Here is a 21,197-nt window from a genome sequence, read left to right as displayed (position 1 = left end):
TCGCGCTGTTTTTTCGTATTATACTTAATTCAGAAAATAGAAAGAGTACGAAGAAGTGAACGGACATAATCCCTTTGTAGATCATCAGGTTTTAATACTTGCTCATTCCATTGGAGCAAATCAATGTCTATAGGAATAATCCCTTGTTCTTTACTCTCAGGAGTACGCCCAAGTGCACGTTCTACCTGTTTTAATATCTTATTTATTTCATCCGGATAGTTGGAAGTATATGCAATAGCAACCTGATTCAGGAACAAACCCGTTTTTATATCCCCGATAGGCTCCGTATAAACCGGCTCGGAAAAATGAATAGAAACAAAGTTGCTACGTAATAAATCGTCGGCTGCCGCAATATTTATTTCACTGTTATTATTGGCCCCCAAACTCAAAATAATTTTATTCAATAAATCCAACTCCATCATTCCATTCTTTTTACTGCCACAAAACTAAAAAAAATACCGACTAGTAGGTATTGTCTGCCAAATCATTTCATAGTACCTTTGCATGAGATTTTAGCTAAAGATGAGACTATCAGAACTTCGTACAGGCGAAAAAGGGATTATAGTAAAGGTGATGGGACGCGGTGCTTTCCGTAAACGCATTATCGAAATGGGATTTATCAGAGGTAAAGAAGTGGATGTCATCCAGAATGCGCCATTAAAGGACCCCATCCATTATCGCGTTATGGGTTATGATGTTTCCCTACGCCGAAACGATGCTGCAATGATCGAAGTGGTCAGTACTGCCGACTTAGAAAATGAAGAACTTCGACAAGAGTTGGAGAACCATACAGCCAATTCATATACAATATCTTCAGAAGAGAATCTCCAGGCAATGGCCCTTCGTAAAGGTAAAACAATAAATATAGCCTTAGTTGGGAATCCAAATTGCGGAAAAACATCTTTATTCAATTTCGCTTCCGGGGCACACGAACATGTAGGAAACTATAGTGGTGTCACTGTTGATGCAAAAGAAGGAACTTTCCACCAAAACGGATATACCTTTAAAATAGTAGACTTACCAGGAACTTATTCCCTGTCTGCCTACACTCCTGAAGAACTTTATGTCCGTAAACACCTGAATGAAGAACATCCGGATGTAGTAATCAATGTTGTAGATGCATCCAATCTGGAACGAAATCTGTATTTGACATGCCAGCTAATCGATATGGATGTCCGTATGGTTATCGCCCTCAACATGTATGATGAACTACAAGAACACGGTGACAAATTCGACCACGAATCCCTATCCCGTATGATTGGAACTCCAATTGTTCCGACTATCAGTAAAACAGGGTTTGGTATTGAAGATTTATTCAACCGGGTAATCAAAGTATACGAAGAAGAAGATCCTGTACTCCGCCATATTCATATTAATTACGGTGAAGTGCTGGAAAAAGCGATATACAACGTAAGGCATGAATTAAAGCAAAACGGAAATGTCGGAAAGAGTTTGTCAAAGCGCTATCTTGCCATTAAGTTACTGGAAGGTGACCCTAAAATAGATGCTTTTGTAAAAGCTTTACCTGATTCGGATTCTGTTATCCTCGAACGGGATCATGCAGCCAGCGAAATAGAGAAACTGCTGAACGAAGATTGTGAAACAGCTTTTACCGATGCTCGCTACGGTTTCATATCCGGAGCTTTGCGGGAGACCTTTGAGCAAAATAAAATAAAGGAAGCTACCAGCACACAAATTATCGACCTGTTTGTCACTCATAAGGTATTAGGTTTCCCCATCTTCATCCTGTTCATGTGGATTATGTTTGAAGCTACTTTCCGTTTAGGAGAATATCCGAAAGAGTGGATAGAATCGCTGGTTGGCATAATTGGAGATTTTGTTCGTAACCATATGAATGAAGGACCGCTCAAAGACCTTTTGGTTGATGGTATTATTGGGGGAGTCGGAGGCGTTATCGTATTCTTACCGAACATCCTTATACTTTATCTGTTCATTTCATTTATGGAAGATTCGGGATACATGGCACGTGCTGCATTTATCATGGACAAAATCATGCATAAAATGGGATTACATGGAAAATCATTTATCCCATTGGTAATGGGATTCGGTTGTAATGTCCCGGCTATTATGGCATCCCGTACCATTGAAAGCCGCAATAGCCGGATGATAACCATGCTTGTCAACCCATTAATGAGTTGCAGTGCCCGCCTGCCGGTATACGTATTACTTGTCGGAGCGTTTTTTCCCCATAATGCAAGTGTTATTTTACTCTCATTATATGTAACCGGTATTCTACTGGCAGTAATAATGGCACGTATATTCAAACGTACCTTATTCAAGGAAGAAGAAGTGCCTTTTGTTATGGAATTACCCCCATACCGAATGCCTACCGGTAAATCCATCCTCATTCATATGTGGGAAAAAGCACGCCAATACCTGCATAAAATGGGAGGAGTCATACTGGTTGCTTCTATTATAATATGGTTTCTCGGCTATTTTCCACGTCACACTGAAAAAGGAGACATTTATGACAAGCAAATAGCAGAAATAGAACAATCAGAAACCTATTCGGAAACAAAAAACGAAACATTAACAGAATTACAACATCTGAAAAAAATAGAACATCAGCAAAATTCTTATATCGGGCGTATCGGTCAAACGGTTCAACCTGTATTGGCTCCATTAGGATTCGATTGGAAGATGAGTGTCAGCCTGCTAACAGGAATGGCAGCTAAAGAAGTAGTTGTCAGTACTCTTAGTGTACTATACACAGGAGAAGCAGACGACAGCCAAGCCCTGTCCGAACGACTGAAGCAGGACAGAAATGCAGAAGGACAACTGGTATTCACACCTCTTATTGCGCTTAGCCTGATGCTGTTTGTTCTAATTTATTTCCCATGTATTGCTACCATATCTGCAATCGTACATGAAGCAGGTTCATGGAAATGGGGAATATTTGTCATAGTTTATACATGTGTCCTTGCTTGGATTGTTTCATTTATTGTATTCCAAACTGGAAGTTTACTAATTAACTTGTTTAACGGGTAACAATTATGTGGCAGGATATAGCAATCATCATTATCGGTATTTTTGTCGTTATCAACATCGGCTTTAAAATATACAAATTTCTGACACGCCCCACAACAAAAAACAATCCTTGTTGCGGTTGCCGGGGATGTAACCTAAAGAAAGAAATAAATGCCAATAAATCAGCTAAAAACAAAAACTTAACCAAATCTTCCACCCTGCCATCTAAAGATAGACCATGCTGTAAATAACTATCGTTGACAACTTCTGCCGTATTGTCATGATTTATGACAAGAGAACTTTTCCAATCCTTCCGTTGTTACTTTGGCATATGATTTGTACAACAATTTGTGCAACTCGATTAGAGTAGCAATTATAAAGGAAATAATAACAATTAAAATATTTATCAATTATGGGAAAGATTATAGGTATTGACTTAGGAACAACGAACTCCTGCGTTGCAGTATTAGAAGGTAACGAACCTGTTGTTATTGCAAACAGCGAAGGTAAAAGAACTACTCCATCCGTTGTCGCATTTGTTGAAGGTGGCGAACGTAAGGTTGGTGATCCGGCAAAACGCCAGGCAATTACAAACCCTGAAAAGACAATATTCTCTATCAAACGTTTCATGGGTGAAACTTACGACCAGGTTCAAAAAGAAATATCCCGTGTACCTTATAAGGTAGTACGTGGTGACAATAATACTCCACGCGTAGATATCGATGGTCGTTTATATACTCCACAAGAAATATCTGCAATGGTTCTTCAGAAAATGAAGAAAACAGCAGAAGATTATCTGGGACAAGAGGTAACAGATGCTGTTATCACTGTTCCTGCTTACTTTAGCGATGCACAACGTCAAGCAACTAAAGAAGCTGGCGAAATTGCAGGATTGAATGTTCGCCGTATTGTAAACGAACCGACTGCCGCTTCTTTAGCTTACGGTTTGGATAAGAGCAATAAAGATATGAAAATCGCCGTATTCGACTTGGGTGGCGGTACATTTGATATCTCTATTCTGGAATTAGGAGATGGTGTATTCGAAGTAAAATCTACAAATGGTGACACTCACCTAGGAGGTGATGACTTCGACCACGTAATCATCGACTGGTTAGCTGAAGAATTCCAGCGCGAAGAAGGTGTTGACTTACGTAAAGATCCGATGGCTTTGCAACGTTTGAAAGAAGCTGCTGAAAAAGCAAAAATCGAATTGTCAAGCACAACAAGCACAGAAATTAATTTACCGTATATCATGCCGGTAAACGGTGTGCCTAAACACCTTGTAAAGACATTGACTCGTGCTCGATTCGAACAGTTGGCAGACAGTTTGATTCAAGCTTGTATCGAACCGTGCCGTCAAGCACTGAAAGACGCTAACATGAGCACCTCGGATATTGATGAAGTTATCTTAGTTGGTGGTTCAACACGTATTCCTGCAATACAGGCAATCGTTGAAAAATTCTTTGGTAAAGCTCCGTCAAAAGGTGTTAACCCGGATGAAGTTGTTGCTGTTGGTGCAGCAATCCAAGGTGGAGTATTGACCGGTGAAGTGAAAGATGTATTATTGCTGGATGTCACTCCGCTGTCATTAGGTATCGAAACAATGGGTGGTGTGATGACAAAATTAATCGAGTCTAACACAACTATTCCGACTAAGAAATCCGAAGTCTTCACAACTGCTGTTGACAACCAGCCATCTGTAGAAATCCATATTTTACAGGGAGAACGTTCTTTAGCTAAAGATAATAAATCAATCGGTCGCTTCCACCTTGATGGAATACCTGCTGCACAACGTGGTATACCTCAAATTGAAGTAACTTTCGATATTGATGCAAATGGTATTCTGAATGTCTCTGCAAAAGATAAAGGAACCGGTAAAGTACAGAGTATCCGTATCGAAGCTTCCAGCGGTTTGAGCGATGACGAAGTTAAACGCATGAAAGAAGAAGCTGCTGCCAATGCTGAAGCAGACAAGAAAGAAAAAGAACGTATTGACAAGCTGAACCAGGCTGACAGTATGATTTTCCAGACTGAAAAACAGTTGAAAGACCTGGGAGACAAACTTCCGGCTGATAAGAAAGCTCCTATCGAAGCAGCTTTGAATAAGCTGAAAGAAGCTCATAAAGCTCAGGATATCGCAGGTGTCGATGCTGCTATGGCAGAACTAAACAGTGTATTCCAGGCTGCAAGTCAGGAAATGTATAACGCTCAGAATGCACAGAGTGGTGCACAACCAGGACCGGACTTCGGCGGACAGCAAACTGGAGGTAACGCCGGAAACAATAAACAAGACGGTGGTGTAACAGATGTAGATTTTGAGGAAGTAAAATAACATATACTTCTCCCACATAAGATAAAAAAGCGATTGCCGGATTAAATCCAACAATCGCTTTTTTTATGTCATAGACAAAGAATAACATCCCCCCCACCTGAAATACGGACTTAAAGGTTTACGACATCATTCCTTTACTATATATTACATATCTCCCAAAACAAAATGATCTGCATCTTTCCAGACCGGAAATTTTTGACGGAAATTTTCAAGATCACTTTTAGATAGTGTACATGTACGAGTTGCCGCATCGCGTTTGCCTACATCAGCCAATTTCTTCCCTTTGGGAGAAATTACCATCGAGTCACCACTATAGAGAAAACCTTTTCCGTCTATCCCAACACGGTTTACACCACATACATAAGCTACATTCTCTATAGCTCGGGCTTGCAATAAGGATATCCAGGCAACTCTACGTGCTTCCGGCCAGTTGGCAACGTAAATCAATACATCATATTCATTGCCAACATTCCTACTCCACACCGGAAAACGAAGATCATAACAGACTTGCAGGCAAATGTTCCAGCCTTTATACCTAATAACAGTTCGTTTATTCCCGGGAGTAAAATGTTTATCCTCACCAGCCATCCGGAATAAATGTCGCTTATCATAAAAGGACAACTCCCCTTCGGGAGTTATAAAAAAGGCACGGTTAAAATACTTTCCTTCTTCTTTTGCTATAAAACTACCAACTACTGCCAGTTTATATTTTAAAGCCCATCCTTTCAAAGTTGCAACAGTTACACCATTTGCCGCATCTGCATTTTTTTCCACCTGCATAGAAAAACCCGTAGTGAACGTCTCAGGCAAAACAGCAACATCGGTCTTCCCGCCGACACGGCAAAGCAAGCTCTCATAATGTTCAAGATTTTTATTCAGATCTTCCCAAACAATATGGGACTGGAGCATGCTAATACGCAAATTCTCTGTCATAAGATTTAAATTTGGACGAAATTTTCCGGGTGGCAAGCCGTTACATCTCTATATTTTTCACGAATTGCACGAATATCCTTTTCTGCATCACCCGTAGGATAAAATACGCCTTTGAAACCGGCTTCCTTCTTCTTATAATCAAAATAAGCCATTAAGATAGGAACATTTGCCTTTTGAGCAATATAATAGAAACCTTTCTTCCATTCATCCACCCGCTTACGAGTACCTTCCGGTGTCACTGCCAATTGAAACTCCTTCCGGGTATTAAACTGTTCTACCATCTGGTCTGTAACAGAAGTCCGCTTATGCCGGTCTACCGGTACCCCTCCCAACCAATTAAACAATAAATTAAATGGAAAGAAAAACCACTCTTTCTTAATCAAGAAACTGGCATTACGCCCTATGGATGTATAAAAAAGTTTCCCGACAATAAAATCCCAATTACTGGTGTGCGGAGCAACACATATAACACATTTAGGCACATCTTCGATTAACGGACCGAGTTTCCAGCCAACCAATCGAAGAAGTGCCTTACAAATAGCTTTCTTCATTCTTTATTTTTCTTTGCTTAGCTCCCCTATTTCTGCCCCGATAGCGTTTACTTCTTCCTGCAAATCAGCACGAAGCTTACGATAATAGTCTTTTACCAACTTCTTATTGTCTTTTCCGTCAGTATGGTTTGCACGCGAAATAAAATTATCCTGCATATCCAAAATACGGGACAACAGTACATCTGTTTTTTCCAGATCTACGCCTGGAATATACAGCTTACAAACCAATGCTTCCAAGAATAAATCTCCGGCTACATAACCGATATCTTTCTTCAAAATTCTTCTCTTTGCCATAGTTGATTAATTTAAAATATTTACAAATCTACGTATTTCATTTATTAAATAACATCTACAGTTGGAAAAAAAGATAAAAAAGACGTATCTTTGCGCCCTGAATCATCTGATTATAAACAAAATCGTTTATGAATAACGTAATATCAACGCCAGAATATCTTTTTGAAAGCAGTTGGGAAGTGTGTAACAAAGTTGGAGGCATTTATACGGTCCTTTCAACCAAAGCTCATACATTACAACAACACTTTAAAGATAAATTAATCTTTATAGGACCGGATGTATGGAATAACTCTCTTCCCGCTGATTTTATCGAAGACGATATTCTGTTCGCAGAGTGGAAAGCTTATGCAAAAACCACAGACAGTTTAAAGATAAAAGTAGGCCGATGGAATGTACCGGGGACACCTCCCGTTGTACTCGTGGATTTTAAACCGTTTTTTAAAGAAAGAGATGCTTTCTTTTATTCTATATGGGAAAATTTCCAGGTAGACTCCATACACGCATACGGAGATTACGATGAGTCTTGTATTTTTGCCTATGCGGTAGGAAAAGTGATCGAAAGTTTTTACCATTATCATAAACTGGAAAATAAAAAAGTAGCAGCCCTATTCAACGAATGGATGCTGGGTATGGGTGCTTTATATATCCGGAAACAAATACCGGCGATCGCAACCCTGTTTACCACCCACGCAACTTCTATCGGACGCTCCATTGCCGGAAACAATAAAGCTTTATATGCCTACATGAACGGCTATAACGGCGACCAAATGGCACATGAGTTGAACATGGAAGCCAAACATTCTCTGGAAAAGAAAGCAGCATATTACGTGGACTGTTTTACTACAGTAAGTGATATCACAGCACGTGAATGCCAGCAATTGCTGGATAAAGCTCCCGACATTGTCACTCCAAACGGTTTTGAACGTAATTTTGTACCCAATAAAAAAGAATATCCGTCCAAACGTGCCGAGGCACGCCGGGCATTACTCAATATGGCAGAAAAACTATTGGGATGCTCGATCTCACCTGATGCATTTCTCGTATCTACCAGCGGACGTTATGAGTACAGGAATAAAGGTATAGATGTCTTCATCGAAGCCATGAACCGGATACGTACTTCCGGAAAGCTGCAACGGGAAGTAGTGGCTTTCATTATGGTCCCAGCTTGGGTTCGCGATGCCCGGAGTGACCTCAAAGAAGCCATAAAAGAAAATTACCGGACTACATCTCCCATGCAAATGCCATTCATAACACACTGGCTGAACATGATGGAACAGGACAAAGTACTGAATCATATCTCACACGTAGGCTTTACCAATTCAGCCTCCGATAAGCTTAAAATCATATTTGTTCCCTGTTATCTGGATGGACACGATGGCATTCTGAATAAGCCCTATTATGACATATTAATCGGTATGGATGCAACGGTTTATCCTTCCTACTATGAACCGTGGGGATATACTCCTCTGGAAAGTATTGCTTTTGGCATACCCACCATTACGACGGACTTAGCAGGCTTTGGCCTTTGGGCAAAGAAAAGCGTATCCGGAAATAACATAAGCGAAGGTGTTGCTGTTATCAACCGTAACGATTTTAATTATTTTGAAGTAGCAGATGCCATCACCGACTCTATTCTGACCCTCGTAGGCAAAGATGAAAAGGAAATAGATAATATCCGTACAAGGAGTTTCGAGCTGGCAAGCAAAGCCGAATGGAGCAAATTCATTGTTTATTATGAAGAAGCTTTCAATATGGCATTGGCAAAATCAAAAGAAAGAAATAATTAAAATACTCTCATAATTAGCGAGATAATACTATCTTTGCACCACTTTTAGACAAAAAGAGAACTAAGTTTTTATATTTATTGAAACATTTTAAACTTCACGATAATGAAAATTAAAGCGAATAACGCAAACAGCCCGATTTGGAAGGATGTTTATTCTCACTCCATGCTTCCTGAACCTCTACGCCCTCTTTACGAGATGGCAACTAACCTTTGGTGGGTATGGAATCATGAAGGTGCTAAATTGTTCGGTAAGATTGATGCAGAACTTTGGGTATCAACACAGGGAAACCCTGTGCTTCTGTTACAAAGTCTGTCTTACAAACGTATTGAAGAAATTATGGCTGACGACGTATTAATGTCTGAAATCAAAGCCGTTTATTCAATCTTCAGGGATTACGTTGATGCAAAACCGGATAAAACTAAACCGTCTGTAGCTTATTTCAGTATGGAATATGGTTTAACCAACATTCTGAAAATCTATTCTGGAGGTTTAGGTGTATTAGCAGGGGATTATTTGAAAGAAGCCAGCGATAGCAACATTGACCTGACAGCTGTCGGTTTCTTATATCGTTACGGTTATTTCACTCAGTCTTTGTCTATGGATGGACAACAGATTGCCAACTACGAAGCACAGAATTTCAATGCACTGCCTCTTACACAGGTTTTGCAGTCAAACGGCGAGCCAATGGTATTGGAAGTACCTTATCCCGGACGTACCGTTTACGCTCATATCTGGAAAGTAAGTGTAGGACGTGTTCCTTTATATTTAATGGATACGGATATTCCTCTGAACAGTGAATGGGACCGTTCCATTACACACCAATTATATGGTGGCGACTGGGAAAACCGTATGAAACAGGAATACCTGTTAGGTATCGGTGGTATCCTGATGTTAAATAAATTAGGCATCAAAAAACAAATCTATCACTGTAACGAAGGACATGCAGCCCTTATCAACGCACAGCGTTTGGTTGATTATATCCAAAACGACGGTCTGGCATTCAACCAGGCATTGGAAGTTGTTCGTGCTTCTGCCCTTTACACGGTTCACACTCCGGTTCCTGCCGGACACGACTATTTTGATGAAGGTTTGTTCGGTCGCTATATGGGAGAATTTCCAGGCAAGTTAGGAATCAGCTGGCAGGAATTCATTGATATGGGACGTGAAAACCCCGGTTCAAACGAGAAATTCTCCATGAGCGTATTTGCTTTGAATACGTGTCAAGAAGCAAACGGCGTAAGCTGGCTGCACGGAAAAGTATCACAACACATGTTTGCTCCGGTTTGGAAGGGTTATTTCCCCAGCGAATTACATGTAGGTTATGTAACTAACGGTGTACATATGCCAACTTGGGCATCCACCGAATGGAAACGTTTCTTTGCCGAACGTCTTGACAAGAAGTTCTTCAAAGACCAGTCTAACAAAAAATACTGGGAAGCTATACAAAATATAGCTGACGATGATATTTGGGCTATCCGCAGAACATTGAAAGACAAGCTCATTTCATATATCAAGAGTGAGTACAAGGCAAACTGGTTGAAAAACCAAGGTGATCCTGCCAAAGTTGTATCCGTTCTCGACAAGATCAATCCGAATGCATTAATGATCGGTTTCGGACGTCGTTTTGCAACATATAAACGTGCTCACTTATTATTTACTGACCTGGAACGTCTGGCTAAGATTGTAAACAACGAACAATACCCAATCCAGTTTGTATTTACAGGTAAAGCTCACCCGGCAGACGGTGGCGGACAGGGATTGATTAAACACATTGTTGAAATTTCACGCCGTCCGGAATTCTTAGGCAAGATTATCTTCCTCGAAAACTACGATATGCGTTTGGCACGTCACCTGATTGCAGGCGTCGATGTTTGGTTAAATACTCCGACACGTCCATTGGAAGCTTCCGGAACATCCGGCGAAAAAGCAGAAATGAACGGTGTATTGAACTTCTCCGTATTAGACGGATGGTGGTATGAAGGTTACAAAGAAGGAGCTGGTTGGGCTTTGACCGACAAGCGTACTTATGAGAACCAGCAATATCAGGACCAGTTGGATGCCGCTACTATCTACCATACATTGGAAACAGAAATTATTCCGTTGTATTATGCAAAGAACAGTAAAGGATATTCTCCTGAATGGGTTCAATACATCAAGAACTCAATGTCTCAGATTGCACCGGATTATACAATGAAACGTATGTTGGACGACTATGTTAGCCGTTTCTACAATAAGTTGGCAACCCGTTCTGCACATTTATCGGAAAACGGCTTTGCAATAGCTAAAGGAATTGCTGCATGGAAAGAAGAAGTTGCAGAACATTGGGATAGCTTCCAGGTTGAATCATTCACCAGCAATATGGACTTCAATGCAGACGGGCCGGTTGTAGGACAGAATTACAAGTTCAATTTAGTGATCGACCGTCACGAACTACAAGGTATGTTAGGCGTGGAAATGGTTGTAACTAAAGAAAACGAAAAACATCAGTTGGAAATACTGTCTGTAGAACCGTTCAAACTGAAAAAAGAAGAAGGTTCCAAATTATTCTTTGAACTTACAACAACGCCAAGTGAAGCTGGTATTCATAAAGTAGGTTTCCGCGTTTATCCTGTAAACAAAGAATTGCCTCATCGTATGGACTTCGCGTATGTTCGTTGGATTCAGAATTAATTACATTACTTCTAAATAATTAAAAAAGGGACAGTTTCATCACGAGACTGTCTTTTTTTGTTGTTTACGACCCATACAAACTTCACAATTCCTCCGCGAAACCGACCCAACTGTCACCTGATTTACAGTTGCATTAGTTTATCCCCATCACTTCCCCTATCTCCGGCATCCGGATTGAGACGGCAGCCAGTTGTTTGTCGGTATCCCATATTATTTTTTTAGCATCTCAATCCATAATTACGAATTAAAAGCACAAGCTAAATAGAATATGATAGCAAATCTCATATAATTCAATAAAAAAGCCGCCCGGAATAAACTATCCCAAGCGGCTACTGATATAAGTTTATCTATCTATTAGACTAAAAGATCAGGATATCAAATCCTTAAAAAGCATAAGACAAACCGATGGACGGCATCAGAGCATATACATTATAATGTCCTCCGAAAGTACGGTCCATCTTCGTAAAGATATCTTTATCCGTATAAGAGCCATCACGACCGAAACCGGTTACATAAGAGAATGCAAAATCTACAGACAGATTATTTACCGGACGGAAACTCAAACCGGCTGTAATACCTAATTTATCCATACTCGGTGTTTCCGGATTCAAGAATGTTGATTTTACCGGAGACTCATCATAATAAGCACCGAAACGAACATCAAAACGTTTTGTAGCAGCAAACTGTGCACCTACACGGTAAATACGGCTATTATGATAGTTCTTTTCAGCTTTGATATTATATTGGGACAAGCTTGACGGAGAGAACTCTACATCCAATGATTTATAAGCACCCCAACCAACAAACTGAACTTCACCGGATACAGTCCAACGGTTTGTCGGTTTATAAGTTACACCTACATTCCAGTTATCAGGTAAAGGCAGTTCAGCAGAGAATGTTCCTTTTTCCAACGGCGGAACCTGCAACTGGTCGGCTGGTATAGGAGATTTAATGCCCATTGCTTCCATTTCCCCAATCAAACCACGTACCTGTCCCAAAATATTATTCAAATCATCCTGGTTAGCATACGATAAGCCGATATTACCTTCTTTTACACGAGCTGTTACTTTCGAGCGATAAGAAACACCAACCGTCCATTTTTCATTAATATCGAACATCGCACCCACATTAAATCCTAAACGAACGCCGGCATCACCATTCAACTGGACTGAAGCTGCCGATGCGTCATCATACTTAGCCATTTGCTGTTGTATCGGACCTACCATTCCGGAAATAACAGGTGCCAACTCAGGATGAGCAGCAACAATCTGTTTTACCATTGCACCTGCCATATTAGTCATGGCACCCGGCCCCATCAAAGCACGATCCAGAGAGATATTACCAAATTCCATCATCAAACCTGCACCGATACTCAGGCGATCCATGATTTTCCAGGAAACAGTTGGCTGAATATTAAATGCTTTTAAAGAAATACTTTGAACCAAATGAGCTCCTTTCCAATCCTCACCCCAGTTAATAGAACTTCCATAAGGAGTATTCAAACTGATACCGGCAGCCAGGTTATCATAAATTTTAAAACCTGCATATACATATAAAGGAGTACTGGCTTTATTATCTGTTTTCGCGGTATAGTCGCCATTTGTAAACTTTGCATTTGCAAACACACCTGTTATACCAGCCGACAAATCCACATTCTTATCCATAAATACTAATCCGGCCGGATTGAAATGCATGCTCTCCGCTCCCAACTTCATGGCAGCCCCGACATGTCCCATACCAGCTTGTTTTGTACTTTGTGCATTTACTTGATAACCTTCTGCCGCTGCATAAGTCATAGGTAACATAGATAAACACGCTAATGCGATAACTTTTTTCATAAAAATTTAATTAGTTAATACTTATTCTCTTACGCCTTCCCAAGACGCAAAAACGTGGGCAAAGATAAGATACTTTTCTTTAATATTGCACAATTATCACATAAATGTGCAGCACACATACAGTAATATTGTGCAATTAATATAAAGTCAGCTCTATTCATTCAAGCCTCACCCTAAAAAATTATTGAAGAGAAATCCGTATCTTTGCATCGAAAAGGAATATTTTCTTTTCCGTGTGCTTGCTAAACCACGTATTAAAAACAAGAATATATATGAAACATCAAGAAGCCGCTTTGGTTTGCTTCTCCGGTGGACAAGATTCCACAACCTGCCTGTTTTGGGCGAAGAAGCATTTTAAACATGTTGAAGCCGTTTGTTTTACTTACGGACAAAAGCATTCTCTCGAAATAGAAGTTGCACAAAAAATCGCTACAGATGCCAACGTTCCGTTCCATCTTCTGGACGTATCCCTGATTAGTCAGTTAGATCCGAATTGCTCACTTACAAACAATGCAATTGAGATGGATCAGGAAAAACCGGAAGATAGTTATCCGAACACATTTGTCCCCGGCAGGAATATGGTATTTCTTACCTTTGCCGCTATTATGGCACGGAGCAAAGGAATCTTCAACCTGGTAACAGGTGTATCTGAAGCTGATTTCAGCGGATATCCGGATTGCCGTGATACTTTTGTCCGCTCGCTGAATGTCACATTAAACCTGGCAATGGACGAACAATTCGTAATCCATACCCCATTAATGGATCGAGACAAAAGTGAAGTATGGCAATTATCCGACGAATTAGGTGTATTCGATCTTGTACGTACGCAAACATTAACCTGCTATAACGGCATTCTGGCAGATGGCTGCGGACATTGCCCTGCTTGCAAACTTCGCAGGGAAGGATTAGAAAAATACCTGAAGCAATTGACAGTTGACAAGTGACAGTTGGCAGCTTTAAGAGATAAAATAAATAGATTAATAAAATAGACAGACCATTGTCAACTAAAAAATATGGATACGAGAAAAGACGAAAACGAATTGCACTTATTAGGCAGTTCCACTGTATACAAGCAAGATTATGCACCGGAAGTTTTGGAAGCGTTCACTAACAAACACCCGGAAAACGATTACTGGGTACGCTTTAATTGTCCGGAATTTACCAGTCTTTGTCCCATTACAGGTCAACCGGATTTTGCTACAATCCACATCGACTACATTCCGGATATAAAAATGGTTGAAAGCAAAAGCCTCAAACTCTATCTGTTCAGTTTCCGAAGTCACGGAGCTTTCCATGAAGATTGTGTCAATATCATCATGAAAGACCTGATTGCTTTAATGAACCCCAAATACATAGAAGTAACCGGTATATTCACCCCTCGCGGTGGTATCAGCATCTACCCGTATTGCAACTATGGCCGCCCGGGTACAAAATACGAGCAACTGGCGGAACAAAGACTTTTTACACATAAAGGCATGTAATTAAAAGGCAGAGTTAACTTTTTAGTCTCTGCCTTAAAAAAACAACATCCTGTTACCAACATCTCTGTTTTTTTGTACATTTGCAATCAGAATTTATAAATCTAATAAAATTTAGGCCATGAAGAAAAAAAATCTTACAATGAAGACTGCATTGGCAGTTTTGGCTTGTACGGCATGTGCCGGTACCTTATCCGCGCAAAAACAGTATCCCCAACCCGAAAAAATGACACCCGGTATGTCTGAATACTGGACGCCTCAACCAAAGATTGTTACTCCTGGGGATATTAAAACAAATTCGGCACCATCCGATGCAATCGTACTTTTCGATGGGAAAGATTTATCAGCCTGGGAGAGCGTTAACGGAGGACCGGCTAAATGGAACGTACATAATGGAGTATTTACCGTAGATAAAAAAACGGGCGATATCCAAACCAAACAAAAATTCAACAACTACCAGTTGCACATTGAATGGTGTGTCCCTGAAAAAATCTCAGGTAGCAGCCAGGCGCGTGGAAACAGTGGAGTTTTTATGCAAGGGAAATATGAAATCCAGATATTGGATTGCTATAATAACGAAACATACGTAAACGGTCAAACAGGTAGTGTATACAAACAAACCCCTCCATTGGCAAACGCAATGCGTAAACCGGGCGAATGGAACGTATACGATATTATCTATAGCGCTCCTATCTTTAAAGAAGACGGCACTTACCGCGTACCTCCCCGTGTAACAGTTATACAAAACGGAGTCGTACTGCAAAACAATACAACGATTTTAGGTACAACAGAATATATCGGTTTCCCGAAAATAGAAAAACATGATGCAGGTCCTATCATCTTGCAGTCGCATGGAGATCCAAGCGAACCGATTAGCTTCCGTAACATCTGGTTAAGAGAACTCTAATAAATAATACATAAATAAAATGCGAATAACGCGGAATAGAATCATCCGTATTATTCGCATTTTTTATTTCTATCAATGATATAAATCTGAGATATCAATCTAATGACAAATTAAACTCTTCCTTTAATTTTCCCAATACAGGATTAATCTCTAGCAGATGTTCATATTTTTCGGTCGAAGTATAAGCCAAATGCTTTTCATTCGACTCGATGATACGAACTCTCATCTGGATACGGGTATTTTTCAGTTGAGTACGCAAATAACCTAAAATATCGATACAACCATTTGTCAATTCATCCTGCTGCCCCGGATTATGGACGCCAACTTCAAACATAAAGTTCTCTTGCAACGTTGGCTTACAATTTATCATTGTATTTTTAAGATAGACCTTCTTGTCGATTGAAGAAGCATAAGCCTCCCAGCAACGAACCAAATCATCCTGAGAAAAAGGAGAAACGACATCTTGTGTTACTGTTGCCGTCTGTGTAGTGGCCTGAACTTCCGGGCGTTTCGCTCCTATATCTTTAATTGACGTTCCAAACTGCGGCGGACGTGCCGGACGTTTTATGCGTGCCTCCGGAGGAGGTCCTTGCGGAACCATATTATGAATCGTAGATACTCCTCCATTCATTGATTGCTGAGGTGGAGCCGGAGCCGTATGTTGGAAAGAAGATACCGGTTGTTGTAAAGGCGGTGCAGACTGGAAAGTAGTAGCCTGCGTTGCAGCTGCCGGCTGAGTCGATTGATTTGCTTGCCCTCCTGAAGAGATAGGCTCAATCAGTCCTTTTTTTTTATCCTCCATCGCTTGTCCGGGCATACTTAACTGACAAAGCTGTATGAGTGTCAGCTCTAATAACAAACGTTTATTCCGGCTGGCACGATAATTCAAGTCACAACTATTTGCCAATTCTATCGCTTTAAACAGCAACTGTTCCGAACAACGTTTTGCCATTTCTTTATAACGCTCGCGTATAGATGCCCCAACTTCAAATAAAACAAGGGTCGATTCATCTCTGCAAACTAATAAATCACGGAAATGGGAAGCCAATCCGGTAATAATATTTTGTCCATCAAAGCCTTTACTTAATATTTCATTTAAAATAAGCAAAGCACTCCTGACATTCCCGGATAACATAGCATCCGTCAAACGGAAATAATATTCGTAATCGAGTACATTCAGATTGTCGATTACAGCCTGATACGTAATGTTCCCATTGGTAAAACTTACTACCTGGTCTAAAATCGACAGGGCATCACGCATACCGCCATCCGCTTTCTGAGCTATTACATTCAAAGCTTCCGGCTCTGCCGTCACCCCTTCGGATGAAGATACATATTGCAAATGTTCAACCATATCCGCTATCGAGATACGGGAAAAATCATAAATCTGGCAACGGGACAAAATAGTAGGCAATACTTTATGCTTCTCTGTCGTAGCCAGAATAAAAAGTGCATGATGAGGCGGCTCTTCCAATGTTTTCAAAAAAGCGTTGAAAGCTGCTGAACTCAGCATATGCACCTCATCTATTATGAATACCTTATATTTTCCGATTGGAGGCGGGATACGGACCTGGTCTATCAAAGCACGTATATCTTCCACCGAGTTATTGGAAGCAGCATCCAGTTCATGGATATTATATGAACGTTGCTCATTAAAAGCTTTACAGGACTCACATTCGTTGCAAGCTTCCCCGTCAGTTGTCGGATTAAGGCAGTTAATTGTCTTTGCAAAGATGCGGGCACAAGAAGTCTTTCCTACTCCACGGGGACCGCAGAACAGGTATGCATGAGCCAGCTTGTTGTTTTGTATTGCATTTTTCAGTGTAGTTGTCAAGGACTTCTGCCCTACCACACTACGAAAAGTAGAAGGACGGTATTTCCTTGCTGAAACAATATAATTATCCATTCTCTGCTTTTTTATTGACAATACAAAGATATACAAAATAATTCATTTACCTTTGCAAAAATGATGTTACGATGTCACGCATAAAAGAGTTTTACAACAAGTATTTATCCAGGATTAACGCCTATTGGCTGGTAACCATTGGTTTTCTTGCGCTTACTTTTACCGTGGGCGACAGTAATCTGTACAAGCGTTACACATACGACGAAAAAATCCGTAGTTTGGAAAAGGAAATCAAACATTACCAGAAAGAAATTGAAATAAACAGCAAGAAATTAAATGACCTTCACACAGACAAAGAAGGCCTTGAACGCTTTGCCCGCGAAGAATACTACATGAAGAAACCGAATGAAGACGTATATATCATCAAGAAATAAATAAATGAACGAAAAAATAAAAGCGACTATTTTTAATATTTCCGCAATTCTCGTACTGGCAGGTGCCATTCTAAACCTGAAGTTTCAAACTGTAGCTCCCTACCTGTTTGCCGTAGGTACTGCTGGTATTGCTATTTACTACTTAACGATTCCAACCAAAGACATGGATTTCCGGACGAAACGCTTACATCGTTCTAATATTATGGCAGGTTTTCTTGGATTAGTAGCATCTGCACTTATGTTCAGTCAAAGAAAAGAATGGATTATCTGCCTGACCATCTCTGCTATTTTACAACTTTACACAGCATTTGTTTCTCCAAAGAAATAAAATCCACAAAACAACAGGTTCTTTTTTAAATTCGACGCCTATTTTTGAGGATTTCAAACCGACGAAAAATACTTTCGACCGTTGTTGTTTTTTCTTTTGACAATTATAATTAATAAGTTCCATATAAGTATTTCTTTCTTTTAACATCTATCAAAAGAAAAAATCGACGCGTACTTTTCAGTGAAAGTACGCGTCGATTTTTTAAAAGTACGTAATCAAATTACAGTATAGAGGGCTACCTTATATATAGCAACCATCGCATAAAAAAAACCGGTACCCTTCTGACAGGATACCGGTTCAATATAATAATAAATTGTTTACTTATCCTTATTTGGAAGAAGATGAATAGTTCTTATTCAGAATCTCCAACAACTCGGCGGTAATATCATAAGCCGGATTAGCCAGCAGGATATTGTCACCCATTGTGTTACTAAAGATAAACTGGTAACCTTTATCTTTATTATAAACAGTCAGCTGAGCTACAATCGTATCACGAAGTTGTTCGTTCAACTTCAACTGTTCCGCAGCCAATTCCTGTTCCTGCTTAGCAGCGCTCTCCTGAAGTTCCTGCTGCTTGTTCATCAGACGCTGATTCTCTTCTTCAGCTCTTGCACGAGTCAAAAATGCGTTATTTTCAAGTTTTCGCTGGAAATCTGCAGCTTCTGCACGCAAAGTTTTCATCTTCTGATTAATATTTGCACGATAATCTTCCTGTTTCTTTACAATCCGTTCGTTCAGGTCTTTTGCATAATTGTAATTCTGTAACAAAGAATCTACATTGACATAAGCGATCGGGAGCAAACTCGTTGAATCACCATTTGCAGCAAATGCCGGAGCGACAGAAGCTTCCTTTTTTGTGGAAAACTGCATAACAAACAAGATCACGACAGCGACTGCCAGCACACCATTAATAACGTAGTTAATGTTCTTCATAAAGTGTAAATTAAATCTCTTTTTATTTTTTATTTTTCTATTTCATTCAGTTTATCATATAGATTTTTCTGCCTGCTATCTAACTTGTCCTGGGTTTTAGCACAATAAATACCTTTCTTTCCCAGCGCTTTGTTACCTTCTATATGTGTATTAGGAAACCTCCCTCCCTTTTTAAACAAAACTTTTACAGACAGTAACACAACGCAAATAACAAGAATTATAGCTGTAATCAATAACGTTGTAAGCATTTTTTCTATATTTGTGAACGCAAATATAAGAGTTTAAGTGAATAGAAAGTACCTTTTTGATATTTAATTCTACTTTTTTTCATATACGACTCCTTTTGAAGGAATATAATTAACTATATAAGTAGTATCAATAATATATTGTAACATTATGAAGATTACAGATTTAAAGCCAGAAATCGTATGGAAGTTCTTCCATCAGATTACACAAGTACCACGTCCTTCCAAAAAGGAAGGAAAAATGATTGAATTTCTAGAATCATTCGCAAAAGAGTATCATATAGCCCTTAAAAAAGATGCCGTAGGAAACATTTTGATGTCGAAGCCGGCAACTCCTGGAAAAGAAAATCTACCGGTGGTTATTTTACAGTCGCATATGGATATGGTTTGCGAAAAAAATAATGATACCAAACACGATTTCGACAACGACCCGATCGAAACGATCGTAGACGGTAACTGGTTGCGCGCGAACGGAACTACATTGGGAGCAGACAACGGCATCGGTGTTGCTGCAGAATTAGCAGTTCTCGCATCCAACGACATCGAACATGGTCCTATTGAATGTTTATTCACTGTAGATGAAGAAACAGGCCTGACCGGAGCCAAAGCAATTGAAAAAGGATTTATGACAGGTGAAATCCTGTTGAATCTGGATAGCGAGGACGAAGGAGAAATTTTCATGGGTTGTGCCGGAGGTAAAGATACACAGGCTATATTCCATTACATGCCTCGCAAGACCAATCCGGATATGCAATATTTCACTATCAATATCAAAGGATTAAACGGCGGGCATTCAGGTGGTGAAATACACAAAGGCTTGGGTAATGCAAATAAGATACTGGTTCGTTACCTTTACTTATTAGCTAAAGAAGCAGATTTTGCTCTATGTTCTATCGATGGAGGTAACCTGCGTAATGCCATTGCCCGTGAAGCCCACGCAGTTATCGGGTTATATTCCGAAGACAAAGAAAAAGCCCGTATTTTATTAAATAATTACACGGCAGATGTTGAAAACGAACTGAAGCATGTTGATCCGAATGTACGGATTTCCATGGAATCAACAGATCGTCCGGCTACCTGCTTAAGCAATACCGAAGCCGAAAAACTAATCTGGGCACTTCATGCCTGCCCGCATGGTGTAATCGGAATGAGTCACGACATCGAAGGTCTGGTTGAAACATCAACGAACCTGGCTTCTGTTAAAATGAAATCCGATGCGGAAGGTAAAGACCATATGATTGTTGTAGGAACAAGCCAACGCAGTTCGATTGAATCTTACAAGAACATGATTGCAAACCAAGTAGCTTCTGTATTCAAATTGGCAGGTGCAGTTGTAACCCATGGCGACGGTTATCCGGGCTGGGCGCCTAATCCGGATTCACAAATACTGGAAGTTGCCCAGGAAACCTACAAACGCTTATTTAATAAAGAAGCTAAAATAATGGCTATTCATGCCGGATTGGAATGTGGTTTATTCCTTGAAAAATATCCGCATCTGGACATGATTTCATTCGGTCCGACACTGCGTGATGTCCATTCACCAAACGAACGCATACAGATTGACACGGTTGGTTTATGGTGGACGCACCTGTTGGAATTACTAAAGAGCATTCCTGCGAAATAATTGATAAAC

General features: G+C 40.1%; 18 protein-coding genes. 10 read left to right on the top strand and 8 right to left on the bottom strand.

Annotated features, from left to right (window positions below; translation table 11 throughout):
• Nucleotides 1-29: 29 nt before the first annotated feature.
• Nucleotides 30-422 carry a 2-amino-4-hydroxy-6-hydroxymethyldihydropteridine diphosphokinase gene (locus ACGE0T_RS03495; protein ID WP_459189153.1) on the bottom strand — a complete coding sequence of 131 codons (393 nt, stop codon included), beginning with the start codon at nt 420-422 and terminating at the stop codon, nt 30-32.
• A 100-nt stretch (nt 423-522) separates the two neighbouring features.
• Between ACGE0T_RS03495 and feoB the strand changes: the two genes are divergently transcribed.
• Together feoB and dnaK are read left to right on the top strand one after the other, a co-directional pair.
• Nucleotides 523-3,009, top strand: coding sequence for a ferrous iron transport protein B (gene feoB / locus ACGE0T_RS03490; RefSeq protein WP_459189152.1), 2,487 nt, complete (start codon nt 523-525; stop codon nt 3,007-3,009).
• A gap of 391 nt (nt 3,010-3,400) precedes the next feature.
• Complete coding sequence (gene dnaK, locus ACGE0T_RS03485) at nt 3,401-5,320, top strand: molecular chaperone DnaK (protein ID WP_459189151.1); 1,920 nt, start codon at nt 3,401-3,403, stop codon at nt 5,318-5,320.
• Between the two features lie 144 nt (nt 5,321-5,464).
• Here dnaK and ACGE0T_RS03480 read toward each other — a convergent pair whose 3' ends face one another.
• Genes ACGE0T_RS03480 through ACGE0T_RS03470 form a run of 3 tightly spaced genes read right to left on the bottom strand, consistent with a single transcriptional unit; the run spans nt 5,465 to nt 7,098 of the window.
• Nucleotides 5,465-6,253, bottom strand: coding sequence for an amidohydrolase (locus ACGE0T_RS03480; RefSeq protein WP_459189150.1), 789 nt, complete (start codon nt 6,251-6,253; stop codon nt 5,465-5,467).
• A 5-nt stretch (nt 6,254-6,258) separates the two neighbouring features.
• On the bottom strand, nt 6,259-6,804 hold the full coding sequence (locus ACGE0T_RS03475; RefSeq protein WP_459189149.1) for a lysophospholipid acyltransferase family protein: 546 nt from the start codon (nt 6,802-6,804) through the stop codon (nt 6,259-6,261).
• A gap of 3 nt (nt 6,805-6,807) precedes the next feature.
• A complete protein-coding gene (locus tag ACGE0T_RS03470) occupies nt 6,808-7,098 on the bottom strand; it encodes a hypothetical protein (RefSeq protein ID WP_459189148.1) in 291 nt (96 codons plus the stop codon).
• Between the two features lie 128 nt (nt 7,099-7,226).
• Here ACGE0T_RS03470 and ACGE0T_RS03465 point away from each other — a divergent pair, with 128 nt between their 5' ends.
• Together ACGE0T_RS03465 and glgP are read left to right on the top strand one after the other, a co-directional pair.
• Nucleotides 7,227-8,885 (top strand): glycosyltransferase, encoded by a 1,659-nt coding sequence (locus tag ACGE0T_RS03465; protein ID WP_459189147.1) that lies wholly within the window; start codon nt 7,227-7,229, stop codon nt 8,883-8,885.
• 102 nt (nt 8,886-8,987) lie between these two features.
• Entirely contained in the window at nt 8,988-11,555 is a 2,568-nt protein-coding gene (gene glgP, locus ACGE0T_RS03460) for an alpha-glucan family phosphorylase (protein ID WP_459189146.1), read from the top strand.
• A gap of 383 nt (nt 11,556-11,938) precedes the next feature.
• Here the strand turns inward: glgP and ACGE0T_RS03455 are convergent, their stop codons facing one another.
• Nucleotides 11,939-13,393: an OmpP1/FadL family transporter gene (locus ACGE0T_RS03455; RefSeq protein WP_459189145.1), complete on the bottom strand. Its 1,455-nt coding sequence runs from the start codon at nt 13,391-13,393 to the stop codon at nt 11,939-11,941.
• A gap of 272 nt (nt 13,394-13,665) precedes the next feature.
• Here ACGE0T_RS03455 and queC point away from each other — a divergent pair, with 272 nt between their 5' ends.
• The 3 genes from queC to ACGE0T_RS03440 all read left to right on the top strand — a co-directional run bounded on the left by queC (nt 13,666) and on the right by ACGE0T_RS03440 (nt 15,778).
• Nucleotides 13,666-14,337, top strand: a complete 672-nt coding sequence (queC, locus tag ACGE0T_RS03450) for a 7-cyano-7-deazaguanine synthase QueC (protein WP_459189144.1) — start codon at nt 13,666-13,668, stop codon at nt 14,335-14,337.
• 69 nt (nt 14,338-14,406) lie between these two features.
• Nucleotides 14,407-14,874 (top strand): preQ(1) synthase, encoded by a 468-nt coding sequence (gene queF / locus ACGE0T_RS03445; protein WP_459189143.1) that lies wholly within the window; start codon nt 14,407-14,409, stop codon nt 14,872-14,874.
• Between the two features lie 118 nt (nt 14,875-14,992).
• On the top strand, nt 14,993-15,778 hold the full coding sequence (locus ACGE0T_RS03440; RefSeq protein WP_459189142.1) for a 3-keto-disaccharide hydrolase: 786 nt from the start codon (nt 14,993-14,995) through the stop codon (nt 15,776-15,778).
• A gap of 94 nt (nt 15,779-15,872) precedes the next feature.
• Here the strand turns inward: ACGE0T_RS03440 and ACGE0T_RS03435 are convergent, their stop codons facing one another.
• Complete coding sequence (locus tag ACGE0T_RS03435; RefSeq protein WP_459189141.1) at nt 15,873-17,684, bottom strand: DNA polymerase III subunit gamma/tau; 1,812 nt, start codon at nt 17,682-17,684, stop codon at nt 15,873-15,875.
• A gap of 71 nt (nt 17,685-17,755) precedes the next feature.
• Here ACGE0T_RS03435 and ACGE0T_RS03430 point away from each other — a divergent pair, with 71 nt between their 5' ends.
• Both ACGE0T_RS03430 and ACGE0T_RS03425 read left to right on the top strand, forming a co-directional pair.
• Nucleotides 17,756-18,058, top strand: coding sequence for an FtsB family cell division protein (locus ACGE0T_RS03430; protein WP_459189140.1), 303 nt, complete (start codon nt 17,756-17,758; stop codon nt 18,056-18,058).
• Between the two features lie 4 nt (nt 18,059-18,062).
• On the top strand, nt 18,063-18,386 hold the full coding sequence (locus ACGE0T_RS03425) for a hypothetical protein (RefSeq protein ID WP_459189139.1): 324 nt from the start codon (nt 18,063-18,065) through the stop codon (nt 18,384-18,386).
• Between the two features lie 327 nt (nt 18,387-18,713).
• Here ACGE0T_RS03425 and ACGE0T_RS03420 read toward each other — a convergent pair whose 3' ends face one another.
• Together ACGE0T_RS03420 and ACGE0T_RS03415 are read right to left on the bottom strand one after the other, a co-directional pair.
• Nucleotides 18,714-19,319, bottom strand: coding sequence for an OmpH/Skp family outer membrane protein (locus tag ACGE0T_RS03420; protein ID WP_459189138.1), 606 nt, complete (start codon nt 19,317-19,319; stop codon nt 18,714-18,716).
• A 29-nt stretch (nt 19,320-19,348) separates the two neighbouring features.
• Complete coding sequence (locus ACGE0T_RS03415) at nt 19,349-19,567, bottom strand: hypothetical protein (protein ID WP_459189137.1); 219 nt, start codon at nt 19,565-19,567, stop codon at nt 19,349-19,351.
• A 148-nt stretch (nt 19,568-19,715) separates the two neighbouring features.
• On the opposite strand from ACGE0T_RS03415, the gene ACGE0T_RS03410 reads away from it, so the two are divergent.
• Nucleotides 19,716-21,188: an aminoacyl-histidine dipeptidase gene (locus tag ACGE0T_RS03410; RefSeq protein WP_459189136.1), complete on the top strand. Its 1,473-nt coding sequence runs from the start codon at nt 19,716-19,718 to the stop codon at nt 21,186-21,188.
• The last annotated feature ends 9 nt before the right edge of the window (nt 21,189-21,197 follow it).

It is taken from the genome of Parabacteroides sp. APC149_11_2_Y6, from assembly GCF_054506995.1.
Note: the sequence above shows the minus strand (reverse complement) of the source record. Positions and strands in the feature narration are given on the sequence as shown.

Coding starts and splice junctions, on each gene's coding strand:
- ACGE0T_RS03495 (WP_459189153.1), bottom strand. CDS start 422: ATGATGGAGTTGGATTTATTGAATAAAATTATTTTGAGTTTGGGGGCC.
- feoB (WP_459189152.1), top strand. CDS start 523: ATGAGACTATCAGAACTTCGTACAGGCGAAAAAGGGATTATAGTAAAG.
- dnaK (WP_459189151.1), top strand. CDS start 3,401: ATGGGAAAGATTATAGGTATTGACTTAGGAACAACGAACTCCTGCGTT.
- ACGE0T_RS03480 (WP_459189150.1), bottom strand. CDS start 6,253: ATGACAGAGAATTTGCGTATTAGCATGCTCCAGTCCCATATTGTTTGG.
- ACGE0T_RS03475 (WP_459189149.1), bottom strand. CDS start 6,804: ATGAAGAAAGCTATTTGTAAGGCACTTCTTCGATTGGTTGGCTGGAAA.
- ACGE0T_RS03470 (WP_459189148.1), bottom strand. CDS start 7,098: ATGGCAAAGAGAAGAATTTTGAAGAAAGATATCGGTTATGTAGCCGGA.
- ACGE0T_RS03465 (WP_459189147.1), top strand. CDS start 7,227: ATGAATAACGTAATATCAACGCCAGAATATCTTTTTGAAAGCAGTTGG.
- glgP (WP_459189146.1), top strand. CDS start 8,988: ATGAAAATTAAAGCGAATAACGCAAACAGCCCGATTTGGAAGGATGTT.
- ACGE0T_RS03455 (WP_459189145.1), bottom strand. CDS start 13,393: ATGAAAAAAGTTATCGCATTAGCGTGTTTATCTATGTTACCTATGACT.
- queC (WP_459189144.1), top strand. CDS start 13,666: ATGAAACATCAAGAAGCCGCTTTGGTTTGCTTCTCCGGTGGACAAGAT.
- queF (WP_459189143.1), top strand. CDS start 14,407: ATGGATACGAGAAAAGACGAAAACGAATTGCACTTATTAGGCAGTTCC.
- ACGE0T_RS03440 (WP_459189142.1), top strand. CDS start 14,993: ATGAAGAAAAAAAATCTTACAATGAAGACTGCATTGGCAGTTTTGGCT.
- ACGE0T_RS03435 (WP_459189141.1), bottom strand. CDS start 17,684: ATGGATAATTATATTGTTTCAGCAAGGAAATACCGTCCTTCTACTTTT.
- ACGE0T_RS03430 (WP_459189140.1), top strand. CDS start 17,756: ATGTCACGCATAAAAGAGTTTTACAACAAGTATTTATCCAGGATTAAC.
- ACGE0T_RS03425 (WP_459189139.1), top strand. CDS start 18,063: ATGAACGAAAAAATAAAAGCGACTATTTTTAATATTTCCGCAATTCTC.
- ACGE0T_RS03420 (WP_459189138.1), bottom strand. CDS start 19,319: ATGAAGAACATTAACTACGTTATTAATGGTGTGCTGGCAGTCGCTGTC.
- ACGE0T_RS03415 (WP_459189137.1), bottom strand. CDS start 19,567: ATGCTTACAACGTTATTGATTACAGCTATAATTCTTGTTATTTGCGTT.
- ACGE0T_RS03410 (WP_459189136.1), top strand. CDS start 19,716: ATGAAGATTACAGATTTAAAGCCAGAAATCGTATGGAAGTTCTTCCAT.